Annotated in this window: 18 protein-coding genes; 14 read left to right on the top strand and 4 right to left on the bottom strand. The window is 63.5% G+C overall.

Going from position 1 to position 17,817, the window contains the following annotated elements:
* Positions 1-40 precede the first annotated feature (40 nt).
* From AC07UR_RS01455 to AC07UR_RS01425, 7 genes are all read left to right on the top strand, one after another.
* Entirely contained in the window at positions 41-1,171 is a 1,131-nt protein-coding gene (locus tag AC07UR_RS01455) for a Gfo/Idh/MocA family protein (protein ID WP_209787952.1), read from the top strand.
* A gap of 115 nt (positions 1,172-1,286) precedes the next feature.
* Positions 1,287-2,150 carry a MurR/RpiR family transcriptional regulator gene (locus AC07UR_RS01450; RefSeq protein ID WP_173418772.1) on the top strand — a complete coding sequence of 288 codons (864 nt, stop codon included), beginning with the start codon at positions 1,287-1,289 and terminating at the stop codon, positions 2,148-2,150.
* A 115-nt stretch (positions 2,151-2,265) separates the two neighbouring features.
* Entirely contained in the window at positions 2,266-4,203 is a 1,938-nt protein-coding gene (locus tag AC07UR_RS01445; protein WP_209787955.1) for a bifunctional 5-dehydro-2-deoxygluconokinase/5-dehydro-2-deoxyphosphogluconate aldolase, read from the top strand.
* Between the two features lie 89 nt (positions 4,204-4,292).
* Positions 4,293-6,146 carry a 3D-(3,5/4)-trihydroxycyclohexane-1,2-dione acylhydrolase (decyclizing) gene (iolD, locus tag AC07UR_RS01440; protein ID WP_173418770.1) on the top strand — a complete coding sequence of 618 codons (1,854 nt, stop codon included), beginning with the start codon at positions 4,293-4,295 and terminating at the stop codon, positions 6,144-6,146.
* A gap of 92 nt (positions 6,147-6,238) precedes the next feature.
* Complete coding sequence (gene iolE / locus AC07UR_RS01435) at positions 6,239-7,141, top strand: myo-inosose-2 dehydratase (protein WP_209787958.1); 903 nt, start codon at positions 6,239-6,241, stop codon at positions 7,139-7,141.
* Between the two features lie 200 nt (positions 7,142-7,341).
* On the top strand, positions 7,342-8,142 hold the full coding sequence (gene iolB, locus AC07UR_RS01430) for a 5-deoxy-glucuronate isomerase (RefSeq protein WP_209787961.1): 801 nt from the start codon (positions 7,342-7,344) through the stop codon (positions 8,140-8,142).
* Positions 8,143-8,491: 349 nt separating this feature from the next.
* Positions 8,492-8,896, top strand: a complete 405-nt coding sequence (locus AC07UR_RS01425; protein WP_173418767.1) for a GFA family protein — start codon at positions 8,492-8,494, stop codon at positions 8,894-8,896.
* Between the two features lie 6 nt (positions 8,897-8,902).
* On the opposite strand, the gene AC07UR_RS01420 is transcribed toward AC07UR_RS01425, so the two are convergent.
* The gene (locus AC07UR_RS01420; protein ID WP_209787964.1) at positions 8,903-9,604 is read right to left on the bottom strand and encodes a DUF2268 domain-containing putative Zn-dependent protease; all 702 of its coding nucleotides are present in this window, start codon (positions 9,602-9,604) and stop codon (positions 8,903-8,905) included.
* A 230-nt stretch (positions 9,605-9,834) separates the two neighbouring features.
* Between AC07UR_RS01420 and AC07UR_RS01415 the strand changes: the two genes are divergently transcribed.
* From AC07UR_RS01415 to AC07UR_RS01400, 4 genes are all read left to right on the top strand, one after another.
* Complete coding sequence (locus tag AC07UR_RS01415) at positions 9,835-10,647, top strand: AraC family transcriptional regulator (protein WP_209787967.1); 813 nt, start codon at positions 9,835-9,837, stop codon at positions 10,645-10,647.
* Between the two features lie 152 nt (positions 10,648-10,799).
* A complete protein-coding gene (locus AC07UR_RS01410; protein WP_209787971.1) occupies positions 10,800-11,702 on the top strand; it encodes a DMT family transporter in 903 nt (300 codons plus the stop codon).
* A gap of 33 nt (positions 11,703-11,735) precedes the next feature.
* Positions 11,736-12,464 carry a B3/B4 domain-containing protein gene (locus AC07UR_RS01405; protein ID WP_209787975.1) on the top strand — a complete coding sequence of 243 codons (729 nt, stop codon included), beginning with the start codon at positions 11,736-11,738 and terminating at the stop codon, positions 12,462-12,464.
* Positions 12,465-12,612: 148 nt separating this feature from the next.
* Entirely contained in the window at positions 12,613-13,077 is a 465-nt protein-coding gene (locus AC07UR_RS01400; RefSeq protein WP_234941618.1) for a hypothetical protein, read from the top strand.
* Here AC07UR_RS01400 and AC07UR_RS01395 read toward each other — a convergent pair.
* Positions 13,046-14,629 carry a peptide chain release factor 3 gene (locus AC07UR_RS01395; RefSeq protein WP_173418761.1) on the bottom strand — a complete coding sequence of 528 codons (1,584 nt, stop codon included), beginning with the start codon at positions 14,627-14,629 and terminating at the stop codon, positions 13,046-13,048. The genes AC07UR_RS01400 and AC07UR_RS01395 overlap by 32 nt on opposite strands.
* Before the next feature lie 96 nt (positions 14,630-14,725).
* Here AC07UR_RS01395 and dut point away from each other — a divergent pair, with 96 nt between their 5' ends.
* Complete coding sequence (gene dut / locus AC07UR_RS01390; protein ID WP_209787978.1) at positions 14,726-15,193, top strand: dUTP diphosphatase; 468 nt, start codon at positions 14,726-14,728, stop codon at positions 15,191-15,193.
* Positions 15,194-15,256: 63 nt separating this feature from the next.
* On the opposite strand, the gene AC07UR_RS01385 is transcribed toward dut, so the two are convergent.
* Positions 15,257-15,694, bottom strand: coding sequence for an Lrp/AsnC family transcriptional regulator (locus tag AC07UR_RS01385; RefSeq protein WP_209787981.1), 438 nt, complete (start codon positions 15,692-15,694; stop codon positions 15,257-15,259).
* Positions 15,695-15,828: 134 nt separating this feature from the next.
* On the opposite strand from AC07UR_RS01385, the gene AC07UR_RS01380 reads away from it, so the two are divergent.
* Together AC07UR_RS01380 and AC07UR_RS01375 are read left to right on the top strand one after the other, a co-directional pair.
* Positions 15,829-16,743 carry a DMT family transporter gene (locus tag AC07UR_RS01380; protein WP_209787984.1) on the top strand — a complete coding sequence of 305 codons (915 nt, stop codon included), beginning with the start codon at positions 15,829-15,831 and terminating at the stop codon, positions 16,741-16,743.
* On the top strand, positions 16,740-17,045 hold the full coding sequence (locus AC07UR_RS01375) for an NIPSNAP family protein (protein ID WP_077503050.1): 306 nt from the start codon (positions 16,740-16,742) through the stop codon (positions 17,043-17,045). The genes AC07UR_RS01380 and AC07UR_RS01375 overlap by 4 nt, the downstream gene beginning before the upstream one ends.
* Before the next feature lie 22 nt (positions 17,046-17,067).
* Here AC07UR_RS01375 and AC07UR_RS01370 read toward each other — a convergent pair whose 3' ends face one another.
* Entirely contained in the window at positions 17,068-17,700 is a 633-nt protein-coding gene (locus AC07UR_RS01370; protein ID WP_209787986.1) for a LysE family translocator, read from the bottom strand.
* Positions 17,701-17,817: the final 117 nt, after the last annotated feature.

The following is a 17,817-nucleotide window of genomic DNA, read 5'->3' as shown; positions in this document are numbered from 1 at the left end:
TCTGAACCGCGACACAGGTCGCTGGCCCCGGAGGAATGGCATGAGCAGCAAGAAAAAACTGGGCGTCGGCCTGATCGGCACGGGCTTCATGGGCAAGGCGCATGCGCTCGGCTTCACCATCGCCGCGCGGGTGTTCGACCTGCCGTTCGAACTGGACCTGGTGTCGGTCGCCGATGTGACCACCGAGAGCGCTGAGAACGCCCGGCAACGCCTCGGCTTCCGCAAGGCGACGGCCGACTGGCGTGAGCTGCTGACGGATCCCGACATCGATATCATCGACATCACCACGCCGAACCTCCTGCACAAGGAGATGGCACTGGCGGCGATTGCCCACGGCAAGCATGTCTATTGCGAAAAGCCGCTGGCACCGACGGTCGCCGATTGCGCCGAAATGGTCGCAGCCGCCGAGAAGGCCGGCGTCGTCACCCAGGTCGGCTTCAACTACCTGAAGAACCCGCTGATCTTCCTTGCCAAGGACATCATCGAAAGCGGCGAGATCGGCGAGATCCGCTCGATGCGCGGCGTGCACGCCGAGGACTTCATGGCGGATGCCTCCGTGCCGTGGGGCTGGCGGCTCAACCCGGCCAGCGGCGGCGGCGCGCTTGCCGATATCGGCAGCCACATCATCGCCTCCATGCGCCACCTCGTCGGGCCGATCCGCTCGGTGCTGGCCGAAACCATCATCCAGATCCCCGAGCGCCCGGTCTCTGCCGGTGCCACCGAGATGCGCGCCGTCGAGGTCGACGACATCACCCGCGCTTTCGTGCGCTTCGAGAGCGGCGCGACCGGCAGCTTCGAGGCAAACTGGATCGCCACCGGCCGCAAGATGCAGCACGATTTCGAGATCTATGGCTCCAAGGGCAGCATCGTCTTTACCCAGGAACGGCTGAACGAGATCCGCCTCTACAAGACTGGCGACGATATCCGCACGCGCGGCTTCCGCACCATCTGGGCCGGCCCAGAGCATCCGCCTTATGGCGCCTTCTGCGTCGCCCCCGGCCACCAGATCGGCTTCAACGATCTGAAGGCGATCGAGGTCAACGAGTTTCTGGAGGCGATCGCCAAGGGCAAATCGCCATCGACCGATTTCCGCGAAGGATACGAAGTCCAGAAGGTGCTGTCGGCGACCTACCAGTCTGCCAAGACCAATGAATGGGTGCAGATCGGCTGAGAAAGCCAAAATGGAAGAGGCGACAAAAAATGGAACGCCTGTTCTATCCCAATGATCACCAATCGATTAGTGTGAGGGCATAACGCAACTCGGGTCACACTGGAGACGGACAAGAATGGCAACGCCTGAAACGACGACGGAGGTCCCGCAGGATTTCGAGGCGCTGAAGACGGTCATTCTGGAGCGAAAGGCGCAGCTGCCGAAACGATTGAAGCAGGTGGCCGCCTATTCGCTCGACAATCCCGACGAGATCGCCTTCGGCACGGCCGCGAGCATCGCTACCTCGGCCGACGTCCAGCCGTCGACCCTGGTGCGCTTCGCCCAGCACTTCGGCTTCGAAGGCTTCTCCAGCCTGCAGCAGATCTTCCGTGCCCGGTTGCGCGAGCGCACGCCCGGCTACGAAGACCGGCTGAAGGCGCTCAGCGAAAACGAGCACAGCAAGCTCGAGAGCGGCTCGATCTTCAACGGGTTCGTCGCCGCCGCCCACCGCTCGCTCGACAACATCGCGACCTCCGTCGACCCGGAAGCCTTCGAGCGCGCGGTCGATATCCTCGCCAAGGCCGAGACGGTCTACCTGATCGCCAAGCGCCGCTCCTATCCGATCTCCAGCTACATGGCCTATGCCTTCGGCAAGCTGAAGGTGAAGTACCAGCTGGTCGGCACGGCCGCCGGCATCGACGACGACATGCTGGCGATGGCCGGCAAGAACGATGCGGCATTTGCCGTCAGCTTTTCCCCTTATGCCTCCGAAAGCGCCGCCCAGGCGCGGCTGCTCGCCGAGCGCAAGGTGCCGGTCGTGTCGCTGACCGATTCTGCATTCTCGCCGCTCGCCGAATCCTCGAAAGTCTGGTTCGAGCTGGTCGAGGCCGACCATGCCGGTTTCCGCTCGCTGTCCGCCAGCATGGCCTTCGCCATGGCGCTGACGGTGGCCATCGCCGAGAAGCGCCACCGCCTGCAGGAAGAGGCGAGGACGGAATAGAACGGATAGAATGAAAATTCTATATTGACGAAACGCCGGAATTTATGTTTCATACCTGCATCACCCACAGAACGAGAATGGTCGGGGCCGCAAAGGCGTCCGCGGGGAGGAAGCAGTGAGCCAGAACGTTTCGTCACAGGGAGCAAAGCCGCTCGACCTCATCACCATAGGCCGGGCCTCGGTCGACCTTTACGGTCAGCAGATCGGCACCCGGCTCGAGGACGTTTCGAGCTTTGCCAAATCGGTCGGCGGCTGCCCCTGCAACATCTCCGTCGGCACGGCGCGCCTCGGGCTGAAGTCTGCGCTTCTGACCCGCGTCGGCGACGAACAGATGGGTCGCTTCATCCGGGAGCAGCTGACGCGCGAAGGCGTCGAGACCCGCGGCATCGTCACAGATCCGGAGCGCCTGACGGCGCTTGCGATCCTCGCCGTCGAGAACGACAAGTCCTTCCCGCTGCTGTTCTACCGCGACAACTGCGCCGATAATGCGCTGTGCGAAGACGACGTTTCCGAAGAGTTCATCCGCTCGGCACGGGCGATCCTCGTTTCTGGCACCCATTTTTCAAAGCCCAATACCGATGCGGCGCAGCGCAAGGCGATGCGTATCGCCAAGGAAACCGGCGCGAAGATCGTCTTCGACATCGATTACCGCCCGAACCTCTGGGGCCTTGCCGGCCATGACGCCGGCGAAAGCCGGTACATCGCCTCTGACCGCGTCTCGGCACATCTGAAGACAGTTCTTGCCGATTGCGACCTGATTGTCGGCACCGAGGAAGAGGTGCTGATCGCATCGGGCGAAAGCGACCTGCTGCAGGCGCTGAAGACCATCCGTTCGCTGTCCAAGGCGACGATCGTGCTCAAGCGCGGTCCGATGGGCTGCATCGTTTATGACGGTCCGATCTCCGACGATCTTGAAGACGGCATCATTGGCAAAGGCTTCCCGATCGAGGTCTACAACGTGCTCGGCGCCGGCGACGCCTTCATGTCCGGCTTCCTGCGCGGCTGGCTTAAGAACGAACCGCACGCGACCTCGGCCACCTGGGCGAATGCCTGCGGCGCCTTTGCCGTTTCCCGCCTGCTCTGCGCGCCGGAGATCCCGACCTGGACCGAACTGCAATTCTTCCTGGAGAAGGGCAGCACGGAACGGGCGCTGCGCAAGGACGAGGCGATCAACCACGTTCACTGGGCGACGACCCGCCGCCGCGAGATTCCGCTGTTGATGGCGCTGGCGATCGACCATCGCAGCCAGCTGGAAGACGCAGCCGCCGGCAATCCGGAATTGCTTGCCCGCATCCCCGCCTTCAAGGTTCTGGCGGTCAAGGCTGCCGCGCAAGTTGCCGCCGGGCGCTCCGGCTTCGGCATGCTGATCGACGACAAATACGGCCGCGACGCGCTTTATGCCGCCGGCGCCCACCGCGATTTCTGGATCGGCAAACCGATCGAGCTTCCGGGCTCGCGGCCGCTGCAGTTCGAATTCAGCCAGGATCTCGGCAGCCGCCTGATCGACTGGCCGGTCGACCACTGCATCAAGGTGTTGTCCTTCTACCACCCGGACGATCCGGCCGAGATGAAGGCGACGCAGGTTGCCAAGCTGCGCTCCGCCTTCGAGGCGGCACGCAAGGTCGGCCGCGAAATCCTGATCGAGATCATCGCCGGCAAACACGGCAAGCTCGACGACCAGACCATTCCGCGCGCGCTCAAAGAACTCTACGATGCCGGCCTCAAGCCCGACTGGTGGAAGCTCGAGCCACAGGCAAGCCGTGGCGCCTGGGCCGCGATCGATGCGGTGATCGAACAGCGCGACCCGCTCTGCCGCGGCGTGGTGCTGCTCGGCCTCGAAGCGCCCTACGAGGCGCTGAAGGATGGCTTTGCAGCGGCCCGCACCTCGAAGACGGTGAAGGGTTTTGCTGTCGGCCGCACCATCTTTGCCGATGCCAGCAAGGCCTGGCTCGGCGGCACGATGACCGACGAGCAGGCGATCGCCGACATGGCGGGAAAATTCAAGGCGCTGGTCGATCTCTGGCTGCAGCTGGGTGAAACAAAGGCGGCATAGGATCGGGGCTGGTTCTCGTACCGGCCCCAGTCCAGGCAACGATACAGTGGGCGAAACGGGATGATTTCGCCACGAGGAGGAAACAGAGTATGAGCCAGAAGACCGTGCGCCTGACCATGGCACAGGCCGTGGCGCGGTTCCTGACCCGCCAGATGACCGTCATCGACGGCAATAAGGTGCCGATCTTCGGCGGCGTCTTCGCCATCTTCGGCCACGGCAATGTCGCCGGCGTCGGCGAGGCGTTGCACGGCATCAAGGACACGCTGCCGACCTACCGCGCCCAGAACGAACAGGGCATGGCCAATGCGGCGATCGCCTTTGCCAAGGCGAGCTTCCGTCGCCGCTTCATGGCCTGCACCACCTCGATCGGCCCCGGCGCGCTCAACATGGTGACCTCGGCGGCGCTTGCCCATGTCAACCGCCTGCCGGTCCTGTTCCTGCCCGGCGATGTCTTCGCCAATCGCCGGCCCGATCCGGTGTTGCAGCAGGTGGAAGGTTTTGCCGACGGCACGATCTCGGCCAATGACTGCTTCCGTCCGGTCTCGCGCTATTTCGACCGCATCACCCGGCCCGAGCAGATCATCCCGGCGTTGCGCCGCGCCATGCAGGTGCTGACGGACCCGGCCGATTGCGGGCCGGTCACGCTTTCGCTCTGCCAGGACGTGCAGGCGGAAGCCTATGACTATCCGGAAGCCTTCTTCGACGAGAAGGTCTGGTCTTCCCGCCGCATCGAGCCCGATGCCGACGAACTGGCAGCGGCGATTGCGGCGCTGAAGGCGGCGAAACACCCGGTGATCATCGCCGGCGGCGGCGTGCTCTATTCGGAAGCCAGCAAGGCGCTGGCCGCTTTTGCGGAAAAACACGGCATTCCCGTCGTCGAGACCCAGGCCGGCAAGTCCTCGCTGCCGCACAGCCACCCGCTCAACATGGGCTCCGTCGGCGTGACCGGCACGTCGGCCTCCAACCAGCTGGCGGAGGCTGCCGACGTCGTGCTCGCCGTCGGCTCACGGCTGCAGGATTTCACCACCGGTTCCTGGGCGCTGTTCAAGAACGAGGGCCTGAAGATTGTCGGCCTCAATGTCCAGCCGTTCGATGCCGCCAAGCATGAGGGGCTGCCGCTGGTGGCCGACGCACGCATCGGCCTCGAGCGAATTTCCGCCGGGCTCGGCAACCACAAGGTCGACGCCGCCTGGACCGACAAGGCCAGGGCCGGAAAGACCGAGTGGCTGAAAGCCGCCGACAAGGCGACGGCGACCACCAATGCGACGCTGCCGTCGGATGCACAGGTGATCGGCGCCGTCCAGCGCGCCCGCGGTGGCGCGGACACCGTGCTTGTCTGCGCGGCGGGCGGTCTGCCCGGCGAGCTGCACAAGCTCTGGCAGGCGGAAACGCCTGGGGGTTACCACATGGAATACGGCTTCTCGACCATGGGTTATGAAGTCGCCGGCGGCCTCGGCGCCAAGCTCGCCCGGCCGGATAGCGACGTCATCGTCATGGTCGGTGACGGCAGCTACATGATGCTGAACTCCGAGATCGCCTCGTCGATCATGCTCGGCGCCAAGATCACCATCGTGCTGCTCGATAATGCCGGCTACGGCTGCATCAACCGGCTGCAGATGGCAACCGGCGGCGCCAACTTCAACAACCTGCTCGCCGATACGCACCATGTCGAACTGCCGCAGATCGATTTCGCCGCCCATGCCGGCGCGATGGGTGCGCTGACGCGCAAGGTCGGCTCGATCTCGGAGCTGGAATCGGCTCTGAAGGAAACGGCCGGCGAAGCCCGCACCACCGTCATCGTCATCGACACCGACCCGCTTGTTACCACCGACGAAGGCGGCCACTGGTGGGATGTCGCGGTCCCCGAGGTTTCGGACCGCGCCCAGGTCAACGAGGCCCGCAAGGGTTACGAGAAGGCGCTCGCCTCCCAACGCTTCGGCTGAGAACAAACAATCCGGCGCCTGCGACCCCATCGCAGGCGCTTTTCCACGTCCATTGTCCGCATGGTTGCGGATGGCATCAGAAAGTGAAAGACATGATCCGCTACGGAACCAACCCGATCGCCTGGAGCAACGACGACGACCATTCGATCGGCGCGCATCTGACGCTTGAGGATTGCCTGTCCGATTGCCAGAAGATCGGCTTCGACGGCATCGAGAAGGGCCACAAGATGCCTTCCGACCCGGAAGCGCTGAAGGCGAAACTTGCCTCCTACGACCTGGTCTTCGTTTCCGGCTGGCACTCGACCAACCTGCTCACCCACGACGTCGAAACGGAGAAGAAGGCTATCCAGCCGCATCTCGATCTCCTGAAGCACAACGGCTGCAAGGTAGCGATCGTCTGCGAGACCTCGAATGCCATCCATGGCGACGACACGAAGTCGGTCGTGGGCGACAAGCCGGTACTGCCGGCCGACCAGTGGAAGAAATTCGGCGCCGACCTCGAGGCGATCGCTGAGTATTGCGCCGACCAGGGCATCGATCTCGTCTATCACCACCACATGGGCACGATCGTCCAGACCGGCGAGGAAATCGACCTCCTGATGCAGAACACCGGTCCGGCGACCAAGCTCCTGCTCGACACCGGCCATGCCTGGTTCGGCGGTTCAGATCCGGCCGAGGTCGCGAAGAAGTACATGCACCGCGTTCGCCACATCCATTGCAAGAACGTCCGCACCGCCGTGCGCAAGATCGTCGAAGGCGAAGGCCTCTCCTTCCTTGAGGGCGTGCGCCGTGGCGTCTTTACCGTTCCCGGCGACAGCGAAGGCGGCGTCGATTTCCTGCCCGTTCTGAAAATCGCCGCCGAACACAATTATGATGGCTGGCTGGTGATCGAGGCCGAGCAAGATTCGGCCGTGCGCAATCCCTTCGAGTATCAGTCGCTCGGACTGAAGTCGCTGAAGGCTTTTGCCAAGGAAGCGGGCTTGGACCGGGCGTAGCCGCCCCTCATACGGCTGCCGCCACCTTCTCCCCGCACGTGGGGAGAAGGGGTATGCCGCACCGTCCAGGTTTCCCGCGATATGGGAGAAGAGAAACGGTAAGCGCGAAAGTCCCCTCTCCCGCCTGCGGGGAGAGGGTTAGGGTGAGGGGCAAGCCAAAGACTCGGCGCGCTCGATAAAATGAATCAGGAGACCGTCACATGTCCAAGCTGCTCGTCAAACCGAAGGCCAACTCCGGCCTGATGCAGAACGTCACGCCGGAAAGCGCCGGCTGGACCTATGTCGGCTTCGCGCTCAACCGGCTGAAGCCGAGCGAGACGGCTGACGGCGAGGCCGGCGACAAGGAGATCTGCCTCGTACTGGTTTCCGGCAAGGCAAAGGTCTCCGTCGACGGCGAAGATTTCGGCGAGCTTGGCCAGCGCATGACGCCGTTCGAGGGGCAACCCTATGCCGTCTACGTGCCGAAGGGCAGCCGCTGGCAGGTGGCGGCGACGACCAATCTCGATCTCGCGATCTGCTCGGCCCCCGGCGGCGACGGTTTCAAGGCCAAGGTGATCAGGCCGGGCACGCACCCGCAGATGACGCGCGGCAAGGGCACCAACACCCGCTATGTCACCAACATCATGCCCGAGGACGACAGTTCGGCCCAGTCGCTGCTGGTGGTCGAAGTGATCACGCCGGGCGGACACACCTCCTCCTACCCGCCGCACAAGCACGATCAGGACGATCTGCCGGCCGAGAGCTATCTGGAAGAGACCTACTACCACCGCCTGAACCCGCCGCAGGGTTTTGCCATGCAGCGCGTCTATACCGACGACCGCTCGTTGGACGAGACCATGGCGGTGGAAGACGGCGACGTGACGCTGGTACCGCGGGGATATCACCCGGTTGCCGCCGTACACGGTTACGACGTCTACTATCTCAACGTCATGGCCGGGCCGAAGCGGGTGTGGAAATTCCACAACGCCCGCGAACACGAGTGGCTGTTTACCGGCGTTTAGAGCGTTTCATCTTTAAACGGAAGCGATTCTGTTGGCTCAAAACGGCCGTTCCACACGAAGGATGGCGCAGAGCGATGCGGACCCATCGGTCAAGTCATCCGACACAGTGGACGGCCGTTTTCAGCCAACCCGAAGGGCCGGATGAATTTCGGCCATTACCGGCGGCGTCCGTCTCGACCGCAGCTTCTGCTGCGTTCTTCACCATCCGACTTGGTTCTGGCCGAAATTCCTTCCGGCAGAATGCTTCCGTTTAAAGATGAAGCGCTCTAGGCCGATCGCCTCCGGCGCAAGCACGATGGACGGACGCGCGTCTCCGTCCTAGGTTATGGCCTTTCAGGGAGGCTGTGCCATGCGGATTGACGGACAATGCCATTGCGGCTTCGTGACCTATGAGGCGGACATCGATCCGGACGATGTCGCGATCTGCCACTGCACCGATTGCCAGCAGCTGACGGGAACGGCCTACCGCGTGAGTGCGGGGACAGCGCGCGAAAATTTCCGGCTCACCGGTGGCGAGCCGAAGCTTTACGTCAAGACCGCGGAAAACGGCCGCAAACGCCTGCAGTTCTTCTGCCCGAACTGCGGTTCGCCGGTCTACACCACCGGCACGGATGAGGACGCCGAAGAGGTCGGCATTCGCCTCGGCACGATCAATCAGCGCCGCGACCTTGCTCCCAAATCACAGATCTGGCGTTCTTCCGCCCTGCCCTGGATCCACAGCGTCGGCACGTTGCCCGGTCACGACCGGGACTAATCGGCGTCAGGCGGTCGCTAACCTGGCCTTCAGATGCGCCCACGCCCGGCCGATCACTTCCGGCGCCGGGGTCGCCGTCATCTGCGATGGCCGCGCTTGAGGATTGGCGGCCAGGTAGGTCTTCACGAGATGGTAGCCGATCGAGTAGCCGGCCCAGCGCGGCAGCGGGTTATCTTGTCCGCTCCAGCCGAAGAACCAGGCGCCGTGGTTGTAGCCGTCAGCCCACAGCTCCAGTTCGGCCCGCTCGATAAGCCCCAACCAGTCTTGCGCGGGAATAGCGTGGTTCCACGGATTGCCGTCGCCACCGTTGATTTCCGCGTCGAAGGCGTCGGCCAGGCCTTCGGTGACGAGCACCTCTCCCAGCCTGAGACCATAGCCGCAAGTCGCGTGGCGGAAGGAATGGTGAAGTTCGTGTGTAAGTGTCTTTCGGAATTCGCCTCTTACGAGGCTGGTCTCGAAGTTGGGGTTATCCGGATCCAGCGTGACCGTGACGAGCCCACGGCGGTAGCAGGCGCCCGACAAACCAAGCTCCGGAATCGTGTCCCCCGGCCGGCGCTCGACGAGGACATCGACGGGTGCGGACCTGTCGGATGCTGAAACGCTGCCGCCGACACGCTCAGCCGTCGTCCGCACGTCGTCGAGAATCGTCTCGCGCCAGGGTGCAAGCGATCCATCGGCCTCGAGGAAGTGAAGGCGCAGGTCCAGCATTCGGCAATTCTCCGGTCGTCATCGTCTTTCGACGGCGGAATTTAGCCATGCGGACGCCGATTGCAACGCCGCAAGGGCGAAAGCATCAGCCCCGGCCGGTGCCTTTCGTCGCGCCGCCCGGCAGATCCGGCCGGCAGTTTTGGCCGATCCCCATGGCCGGAAAGCCGCGGCCGTTGTAAGAGAAAGACAGAAACATCCGACGGGCCGCCGGTGCCCGAACAGGCGAGGCGATGACAAAAGGCAGGTTCACGATACTCCGTTGCCGCATTGCCGGCGTCGAGGCCGTCGCTGCCTCGTCGGGGCACGTGTTTGCACGCCACACCCATGAGCAGTTCGGCATCGGCCTCATCCACCAGGGCGCCCAGAAATCGCTAAGCGGCCGCGGCGTGGTCGAAGCGGGTGCGGGCGACATGATCACGGTCAACCCCGGCGAGGTCCATGACGGCATGCCGATCGGCGATGCCGGTCGGTCGTGGCGGATGCTCTATTTCGACCCTGCCGTGATCGGCAACGCGATGGAGGACATCAGCCAGGGCCGGACGCGGATTGCGGAGTTCACCGCCCCCGCCTTCCATGATGTGCGGACGTCGAGACACTTTCAGACCCTCTTCAGCGCGATCACCGCGCCCGGTGGCGATCGAGGCGAGATGCTCGACGAGGAGTGCACACTTTTGCTGCTGGCCGACGTGATGCACGAGCGGGACGGGCAAAGCCATGTCGGGCACGTGCCGTCGGCGGTCGCCAGGGCGCAGAGCCTGATCGACGACGATCCGGCCGTCCCGGTCACCCTGACCGATCTTGCACAGGCAGCGGGCCTCAGCCGGTTTCAGGTGGTGCGCGGATTTTCGAAAAGCTTCGGGTTGACGCCGCATGCCTATCTCGTGCAGCGCCGGATCGATCTGACGCGGCGGCTGATCGCCGGCGGCATGCCGCTGGCCGAGGCCGCGGCGGAAGGCGGCTTTGCCGACCAGAGCCACATGACACGGATCTTCGTGCGCAAATACGGCATCTCGCCCGGCGCCTACGCCGGTTCCTTCCACTGAGCCAAGGCCGTGCCTTGAACTCTCGTTTTCGTGCGGGTCATTGATGCAGGCCCGCCGAACATTTCCGCACAAACGGCATTGCCGCCTGCAATTCCGTTCAAGACCGAAAGACCTGGATGAGGTCTCTTGCGCACCAACGCAGGAGTGGCCGCATGTCGGAAAAATTTCAAGGATATCTCTATCTTTCGCTGGCGATGATCATGGTCGGCAGCACGGTGATCGCCAGCAAGCTGATCGCTTCCGGCCTGCCGCCCTTTGTTGCCACGGCCTTACGCTTTGCTGTCGCCTTTCCGCTGTTCCTCGCCCTGATGCACCTGACACGGACGCCCTGGCCAAAGCTTGAACGGCGCGAGTGGCTGATCCTCCTCCTGCAGGCAGGCGCCGGCAGCGTCGGCTATACGACGCTTCTGATTGCCGGATTGCGCTACAGTTCGGCGACGGATGCCGGCGTCGTCATCGGCACGCTTCCGGTCGTCTCCGCTGCCATCGCCATCCTGCTTCTCGGCGAACGCCCCAGCCGGTCGACCCTGATCGCGATCGGGTTGGCGGCAGCGGGCGTTCTGACGATCGTGCTTCGGCCCGGCGAAGGCACATCCCATTCTGCCCTCGGCATCACGCTCGTCTTTGGCGCGGTGGTTTGCGAAGGGCTGTTCATCCTGATCAACAAGCGTATCCGAACGCCGATCGCGCCTCTCGCCCTTTCAACCATCATGGCCGGCATGGGCGTCGGCGTGGCGATCGTCCCCGCTCTCTTCGAGGTTCCTTCGATGCAGGGCGTCGCGGAGCAATCTCTGGCGGCCGTGCTCTATTATGCCCTGGTGCCCACGGTCGCCGGCTTCATCCTCTGGTACGCGGGTTCCGCCAGGGTCAGCGGAACGGAAGCCTCGGTCTTTACCGCTCTCGCGCCCGTCTCCGCCGTCTTGCTGGCCTTCGTTCTTCTCGGCGAACCCGTCAGTATCAACCAGCTCGCCGGCATCGGCTGCGTGCTTGTCGCCGTCCTCAGCCTTGCCATGCCGCATCTCCGGTCCAAGACTGCAGGTCAGGCCCAGATCTGACGCCATTCTCATCCCCTTCTTTCGAGGCATTCCATGCATTTCCAGCATTCAGACAGCATCTGGCGCGATTTTCCCGAGCTTGCGGCGGGTGCGCTCCATGTCGAAGGTATCAGCAGCGACGTTTCGGTCGCCGACGCCGTCGCACGGTTTCAAGCGATCGCCAGGACCGTCCTTGCAACGCGTGCGGAAGGCGAACTCGCGGAAATTCAGGCCTGGCGCCGGACATTTTCCAGGATGGGCTTGAAGCCGACGCAGTATCGCTGCGCATCGGAAGCCCTGCTGCGCCGGTTCCGGAAAGAGGGCGACCTGCCGTCGATCCATCCGCTGATCGACCTTTGCAACGCCGTGTCGCTGGCCTTTGCCATTCCCATCGCCGTCTTCGATCTTTCGCGCATCGTCGGCGATCTCGAAGTGACCCGTGCGAAAGGGGACGAGGTCTACGCCACCTTCTCCGGCGAGACGGAACACCCTGAACCGGATGAAGTGATCTTTCGCGACGCGGCGAGATGCGCCCATGCGCGCCGGTGGACCAACCGGCAAAGCGGCCATTCGGCGATCCGTCCGCAGACCACGTCAGCCCTCATCGTCGCAGAAGCGCTGCATGACACCGCGGCTGAGGATATGGCCGAGCTTGTCGCAGCCCTCGAGGAAGCCATCGGCGCCACCTGGCACATTCGCCCGACGTCGGCGCAGCTCAGCCGAAGCGCACCGCGCTTTGCCCTTGCGTCCCGCGGGCAGGCAGCGCGCAGCGAAAGTCTTTGACGCAGGGCCAGGCGGACATACCATCGCGGCAAGAGGCAGCGTGCGCGTAGACATCGGGCGCGACACCGCCGCTCACCGGATATGCCACAGGGTTACGCCCTTGGATCAAGGCTGGTCTGAAGGTTTATGCACTCAACAAGAGGCGACGATGACAGAAGGCATGCGTTCGAAATTCAGCCTGGCGCGGCGGATGCTGTTCGACAATGGCGGGCTCGAGGAGATCTTTCACCACGTGCGCAACCTGGTGGTCGCGACGCTGGTGATCGCCGCCGGCATGCATGCGGTCGAGAACGGTCGCAGCCTCGATATCAAGGGGCTGCCAAACACCGCCGTGGCGGGTTACATCGTCTCCACCATCGGCGTCGTCCTGTTTCTGCTCAATCTGGCGGATGGCCTGCACAGGCTGTCGAAGGTGCGTCGGCATCTGGCGCTGCAGATCCTGCTGTTGGCGATCTATGCCTTCGTCACCCACCGGGTGACACAGCTGGTGCTGGCTCTGCGCATGTCGACCCTCGAGGGGCCACTCCCTGAACGGCTGGGGGGGGCAGCCGGCGGATGCCGCCGGCTGATATCGCTGTCGATCACGCCGCCTTGGCGACGTGGTACTCCTTGATCGCGACCATCTTGATCGCCGGATAGCGCTCGGCCTCGTAACGCAGCGAGAAGCTGTCCTGCGCCAGGAACACCGGGTCGCCGTCGAGGTCGCGGGCGATATCGCCGCGGCGCGCGGTGACGAACTTGTCGAGTTCGGCGGGCTGGTCGGACGAGATCCAGCGGCAGACGGAGAAGCGCGACATTTCGAACGACACCGGCAGGCCGTATTCTCCCTGCAGGCGCTCCTTCAGAACGTCGAGCTGCAGCGCGCCCACGACGCCGACGATCGCCGGCGAGCCGTCTTCCGGCGAGAACAGCTGAACGACGCCCTCTTCGGCCATCTGCTGCAGCGCTTCCTTCAGCTTCTTCGCCTTCATCGCATCTTCGAGCCGCACGCGGCGCAGAATTTCCGGCGAGAAGTTCGGCACGCCCTGGAAGACCAGATGTTCACCTTCCGTCAGCGTATCGCCGATGCGCAAGGTGCCGTGGTTCGGAATGCCGACAACGTCGCCGGCATAGGCCGTATCGGCCAGCTGGCGCTGCGAAGCGAAGAAGAACTGCGGGGCGCTCAGGCCCAGCTGCTTGCCGGTGCGCGCCAGACGCGCCTTCATGCCACGCTCGAGCTTGCCGGAGCAGACACGGGCAAAGGCGATGCGGTCGCGGTGGTTCGGGTCCATGTTCGCCTGGATCTTGAAGACGAAGGCGGTCATCTTGTCGTCGGTCGCATGTACGGTACGCGTATCGGCGACCTGGTCGCGCGGCGGCGGGGCGATCTCGCCAAGCGCATTGATCAGGTCGCGCACACCGTAGTTGCGGAGCGCCGAGCCGAAGAACACCGGCGTCAGATGGCCTTCGAGGAAGGCCTTCTTGTCGAACGGCTTGCAGGCCTCGATCGCCAGCGACGTCTCTTCGATGAAGGCCTCGCGTTCGTTTTCCGGCAGGCGGTGGGCGACCATCTCGGGACCGTTGACCCGGGTCAGCACTTCCTGCGTATCGGCGCCGCGCACGGTGTTGTCGGCAAGGTGGTAGGAACCGCAAAAGGTCTTGGAGCGACCGATCGGCCAGGTCACCGGCGCACAGTCGAGCGCCAGCTTTTCTTCGACCTCATCGAGGATCTCGAAGGGGTCGCGGCTCTCGCGGTCCATCTTGTTGACGAAGGTGATGATCGGGATGTCGCGCATGCGGCAGACTTCGAACAGCTTCAGCGTCCGCGGCTCGATACCCTTGGCGGCGTCGATGACCATGACCGCGGCATCGACCGCCGTCAGCGTGCGATAGGTGTCATCGGCGAAGTCTTCGTGACCGGGCGTGTCGAGGATGTTGAAGACATTGCCGCCATATTCGAAGGTCATCACCGAGGTGACGACCGAGATGCCGCGCTCGCGCTCGATCTTCATCCAGTCCGAACGGGTCTGGATGCGATCCTTCTTGGCCTTGACTTCGCCGGCGAGCTGAATGGCGCCGCCGAACAGCAACAGCTTTTCGGTGAGGGTGGTCTTACCCGCGTCGGGGTGGGCGATGATCGCAAATGTGCGGCGGCGGGATACCGCCTCGGCGAGACTTTCGGCCATATCGTAGAATCCTGTGAGTTGCGGCGTCTTTACAGGCTCGGCCCTCATTATGCAATTGACCGGTGCTGCGAGCGCCCGGCTTATGGATCAATGACCATGCACACGCCCCAGACAAAACCCGCCCTGACCCTCATTCGCCTGCCGCATGCCGAGGCGTTGGACCTGCCGACCTATGAGACCGAGGGTGCTGCCGGCATGGATTTGCGCGCCGCAGTTAGCGCAAACGAGCCGATGACACTTGCACCGGGACAGCGAGCGCTGGTTCCGACCGGCTTCATCTTCGAGATCCCGGCCGGCTATGAAGCGCAGATCCGACCGCGCTCGGGCCTCGCCTTCAAGAACGGCATCACTTGCCTCAACACGCCGGGCACGATCGACAGCGATTATCGCGGCGAAGTGAAGGTGCTGCTCGTCAATCTCGGTGACGCGGATTTCGTCATCGAGCGCGGCATGCGCATCGCGCAGATGGTGATTGCGCCGGTGACCCAGGTGAGCGTGCGCGAGGCCGACAGCGCCAGCGAGACGACACGCGGCGCCGGTGGCTTCGGCTCGACCGGCGTCTGAAGCACTTCCAGGAAAAGCGCGAAGCGGTTTTCCGTCCGCAATTGCATGATCTGAAAACCCCAATCAGATAAGCGGCGGCAAGCGCCGCTTCACCGGCGTCGACTTGACGATCGACGTGTTGGTCTGCGCCTTCTCGGCGATGCGATCAAGCAGCGTGTCCAGCTCCGCCATATCCCGCACGAACAGCTTGGCGATGAAACAGTCGTCGCCGGTGACCTTGTCGCATTCGACGACCTGCGGCGTCTCCTGGATCAGTTTCTCGACGATATGCAGCATGCCCGGCATCGGCCGGACGCGGATGATCGCCTGCAGGGGATAGCCGAGCTTCACAGGGTTGAGGGCGATGGTGAAACCGTCGAGCACGCCGCGCTCCTCCAGCTTGCGCAGGCGCTCGGCGGCACTGGGCGAGGACAGGCCCGCCTCCTGCGCCAGCTCCTTCAGCGACACGCGCGCATTTGCGGCCAGGATATCCAGAATGCGGCGATCGAGTTCATCCAGCATCGGCAAACCTCATAAGCCAAAACATCGAAACCGTCTTCGATGTTTAGGTAAAATAACTTAAATGCCTGCGATCTTCCATATAAACTGCTGATGATGCCGATTAATCTTGAGCCATCAATCGAGGAGTGATCGCCATGGGCGCAGACATCAAAAGAGGCAGTGCCGAAATGACGGCGGCGATGCTGATATCGGGCACGATCGGCTGGTTCGTGCTGATGTCAGGTCAGCCGGTGACCAGCGTCGTCTTCTGGCGTTGCGTTTTCGGCGCGGTGACGCTGGTGGCGATCGCGGCCATGCTCGGCCTCCTCGACCGGCGCCATTTCACCCGGCGGGTCGTGCTGCTGTCGATTGCCGGCGGCATCGCCATCGTCGTCAACTGGCTGTTGCTGTTTGCCGCCTATTCGCATGCGTCGATCTCGATCGCGACGATGGTCTACAACACCCAGCCGTTCATGCTTCTCGGGCTCGGCGCCCTGTTCCTCGGCGAAAAGATCACCGCGACCAAGGTCTTCTGGCTGTCGATCTCCTTTGCCGGCATGCTGGCGATCATCTCGGCCAAGCCCGGCGGCGGCTTTGCGCCGGAGGATTACCTTGTTGGCATCGCACTTTCGATCGGTGCTGCCTTCTTCTACGCGATCGCGGCCTTGCTCACCAAGCTGCTCAAGGGAACGCCGCCGCACCTGATAGCCCTGATCCAGGTGGTGACCGGCACGCTGATGCTGGCACCGATGGCCCTTGCCGCCCCCACCCCTTCCGGTACCGAGCAATGGTCGATCCTGATTGCCGTCGGCGTCATCCATACCGGCATCATGTACGTGCTGCTCTATGGCGCCATTCAGAGGTTGCCGACGCACATGACCGGGGCCTTGTCCTTCATCTACCCGATCGCTGCCATCGTCGTCGATCGTCTCGCCTTCGGGCATGCGCTGCAGCCGATCCAGATCCTCGGATCGATCGCCATCCTGCTGGCTGCTGCCGGCATGAATCTTGGCTGGAAACTTCGGCTCGCCTCCCCTATCAAGCGCAGACGCGAAGGGAGAACCGCATGATCACCTGCTATCTGAAATACGTTATCGACCCCTACAAGCTGGCCGAGTTCGAGCACTACGCTAAACTCTGGATACCGCTCGTCAACCGGCTGGGTGGCACCCACCACGGCTACTTCATGCCGCACGAGGGCGCCAACAACATCGCGCTGGCGCTCTTCACCTTCCCCAGCCTCGCCGAATACGAGATTTATCGCGAGAAGATGGCCAGGGATCCGGAATGCCTGGAGGCTTTCGCCTACGGCGAAAAGACACGCTGCATCGTCAGCTACGAACGCAGCTTCATGCGGCCGATGTTCGAATAAGGGAGACCCTGGCCGAGGCCCGTCAGCGGCGCGCCTCGGCGGCCATGCTGACGGCGAAGCCGAACAGAGCCGTGCCCATCGCCCAGCGCTGTACCACCATGAACAGCGGGCGACCGGCCAGGAAGGCGGCGATCGAGCTTGCGGCAAGCGCGATCATCGCATTGACCGTGACGCTAGTGGCAATCTGGATCGAGCCGAAGATCATCGACTGCGCGAGCACGTTGCCCGCTTCGGGGCGGATGAACTGCGGCAGAAGCGAGAGATAGAGGACGGCGACTTTCGGGTTAAGAAGGCTCGTCAAAAACCCCATCAGGAACAGCTTGCGCGGGCCGTCCTTCGGCAGGTTCTTGACCTGGAACGGCGAGCGCCCGCCGGGCCGTACTGCCTGCCAGGCGAGATAGACGAGATAGGCGGCACCGGCCAGCCGCAGGGCGTCATAGGCGAAAGGCACGGCTAGGAGCAGCGCGGTGATGCCGAGGGCCGCGGAGATCATGTAGACGACAAAGCCGAGCGCGACGCCGCCAAGCGAGATCAGGCCCGCGGCCGGCCCCTGGCTGATCGAGCGAGAGATCAGGTAGATCATGTTCGGCCCTGGTGTCAGCACCATGCCGAGGGCAATAAGGGCAAAGCCGATGAGGTTCTGGAGCTCGGGCATGAGGGCGCCTTCATTGAGTGTCTGCCAAAGCTCTACGCATCCGCACAGCCCGGACAATGCCGGACTTGTCACCCGATCAATTTTGTCGCGAAATTGCCGCCCGCCCGCCAATCCCGA

The organism is Ensifer sp. GW821-FHT05G01, assembly GCF_059419585.1.
This window is presented reverse-complemented; position numbering and strand designations above follow the sequence as displayed.

Bases quoted from the DNA above. Each gene is read 5' to 3' on its own strand.
- AC07UR_RS01450 (WP_173418772.1), top strand. From the start codon at position 1,287: ATGGCAACGCCTGAAACGACGACGGAGGTCCCGCAGGATTTCGAGGCG.
- AC07UR_RS01375 (WP_077503050.1), top strand. From the start codon at position 16,740: ATGATCACCTGCTATCTGAAATACGTTATCGACCCCTACAAGCTGGCC.
- dut (WP_209787978.1), top strand. From the start codon at position 14,726: ATGCACACGCCCCAGACAAAACCCGCCCTGACCCTCATTCGCCTGCCG.
- AC07UR_RS01380 (WP_209787984.1), top strand. From the start codon at position 15,829: ATGGGCGCAGACATCAAAAGAGGCAGTGCCGAAATGACGGCGGCGATG.
- iolD (WP_173418770.1), top strand. From the start codon at position 4,293: ATGAGCCAGAAGACCGTGCGCCTGACCATGGCACAGGCCGTGGCGCGG.
- AC07UR_RS01410 (WP_209787971.1), top strand. From the start codon at position 10,800: ATGTCGGAAAAATTTCAAGGATATCTCTATCTTTCGCTGGCGATGATC.
- AC07UR_RS01395 (WP_173418761.1), bottom strand. From the start codon at position 14,629: ATGGCCGAAAGTCTCGCCGAGGCGGTATCCCGCCGCCGCACATTTGCG.
- iolB (WP_209787961.1), top strand. From the start codon at position 7,342: ATGTCCAAGCTGCTCGTCAAACCGAAGGCCAACTCCGGCCTGATGCAG.
- AC07UR_RS01420 (WP_209787964.1), bottom strand. From the start codon at position 9,604: ATGCTGGACCTGCGCCTTCACTTCCTCGAGGCCGATGGATCGCTTGCA.
- AC07UR_RS01425 (WP_173418767.1), top strand. From the start codon at position 8,492: ATGCGGATTGACGGACAATGCCATTGCGGCTTCGTGACCTATGAGGCG.
- iolE (WP_209787958.1), top strand. From the start codon at position 6,239: ATGATCCGCTACGGAACCAACCCGATCGCCTGGAGCAACGACGACGAC.
- AC07UR_RS01385 (WP_209787981.1), bottom strand. From the start codon at position 15,694: ATGCTGGATGAACTCGATCGCCGCATTCTGGATATCCTGGCCGCAAAT.
- AC07UR_RS01415 (WP_209787967.1), top strand. From the start codon at position 9,835: ATGACAAAAGGCAGGTTCACGATACTCCGTTGCCGCATTGCCGGCGTC.
- AC07UR_RS01400 (WP_234941618.1), top strand. From the start codon at position 12,613: ATGACAGAAGGCATGCGTTCGAAATTCAGCCTGGCGCGGCGGATGCTG.
- AC07UR_RS01455 (WP_209787952.1), top strand. From the start codon at position 41: ATGAGCAGCAAGAAAAAACTGGGCGTCGGCCTGATCGGCACGGGCTTC.
- AC07UR_RS01405 (WP_209787975.1), top strand. From the start codon at position 11,736: ATGCATTTCCAGCATTCAGACAGCATCTGGCGCGATTTTCCCGAGCTT.
- AC07UR_RS01370 (WP_209787986.1), bottom strand. From the start codon at position 17,700: ATGCCCGAGCTCCAGAACCTCATCGGCTTTGCCCTTATTGCCCTCGGC.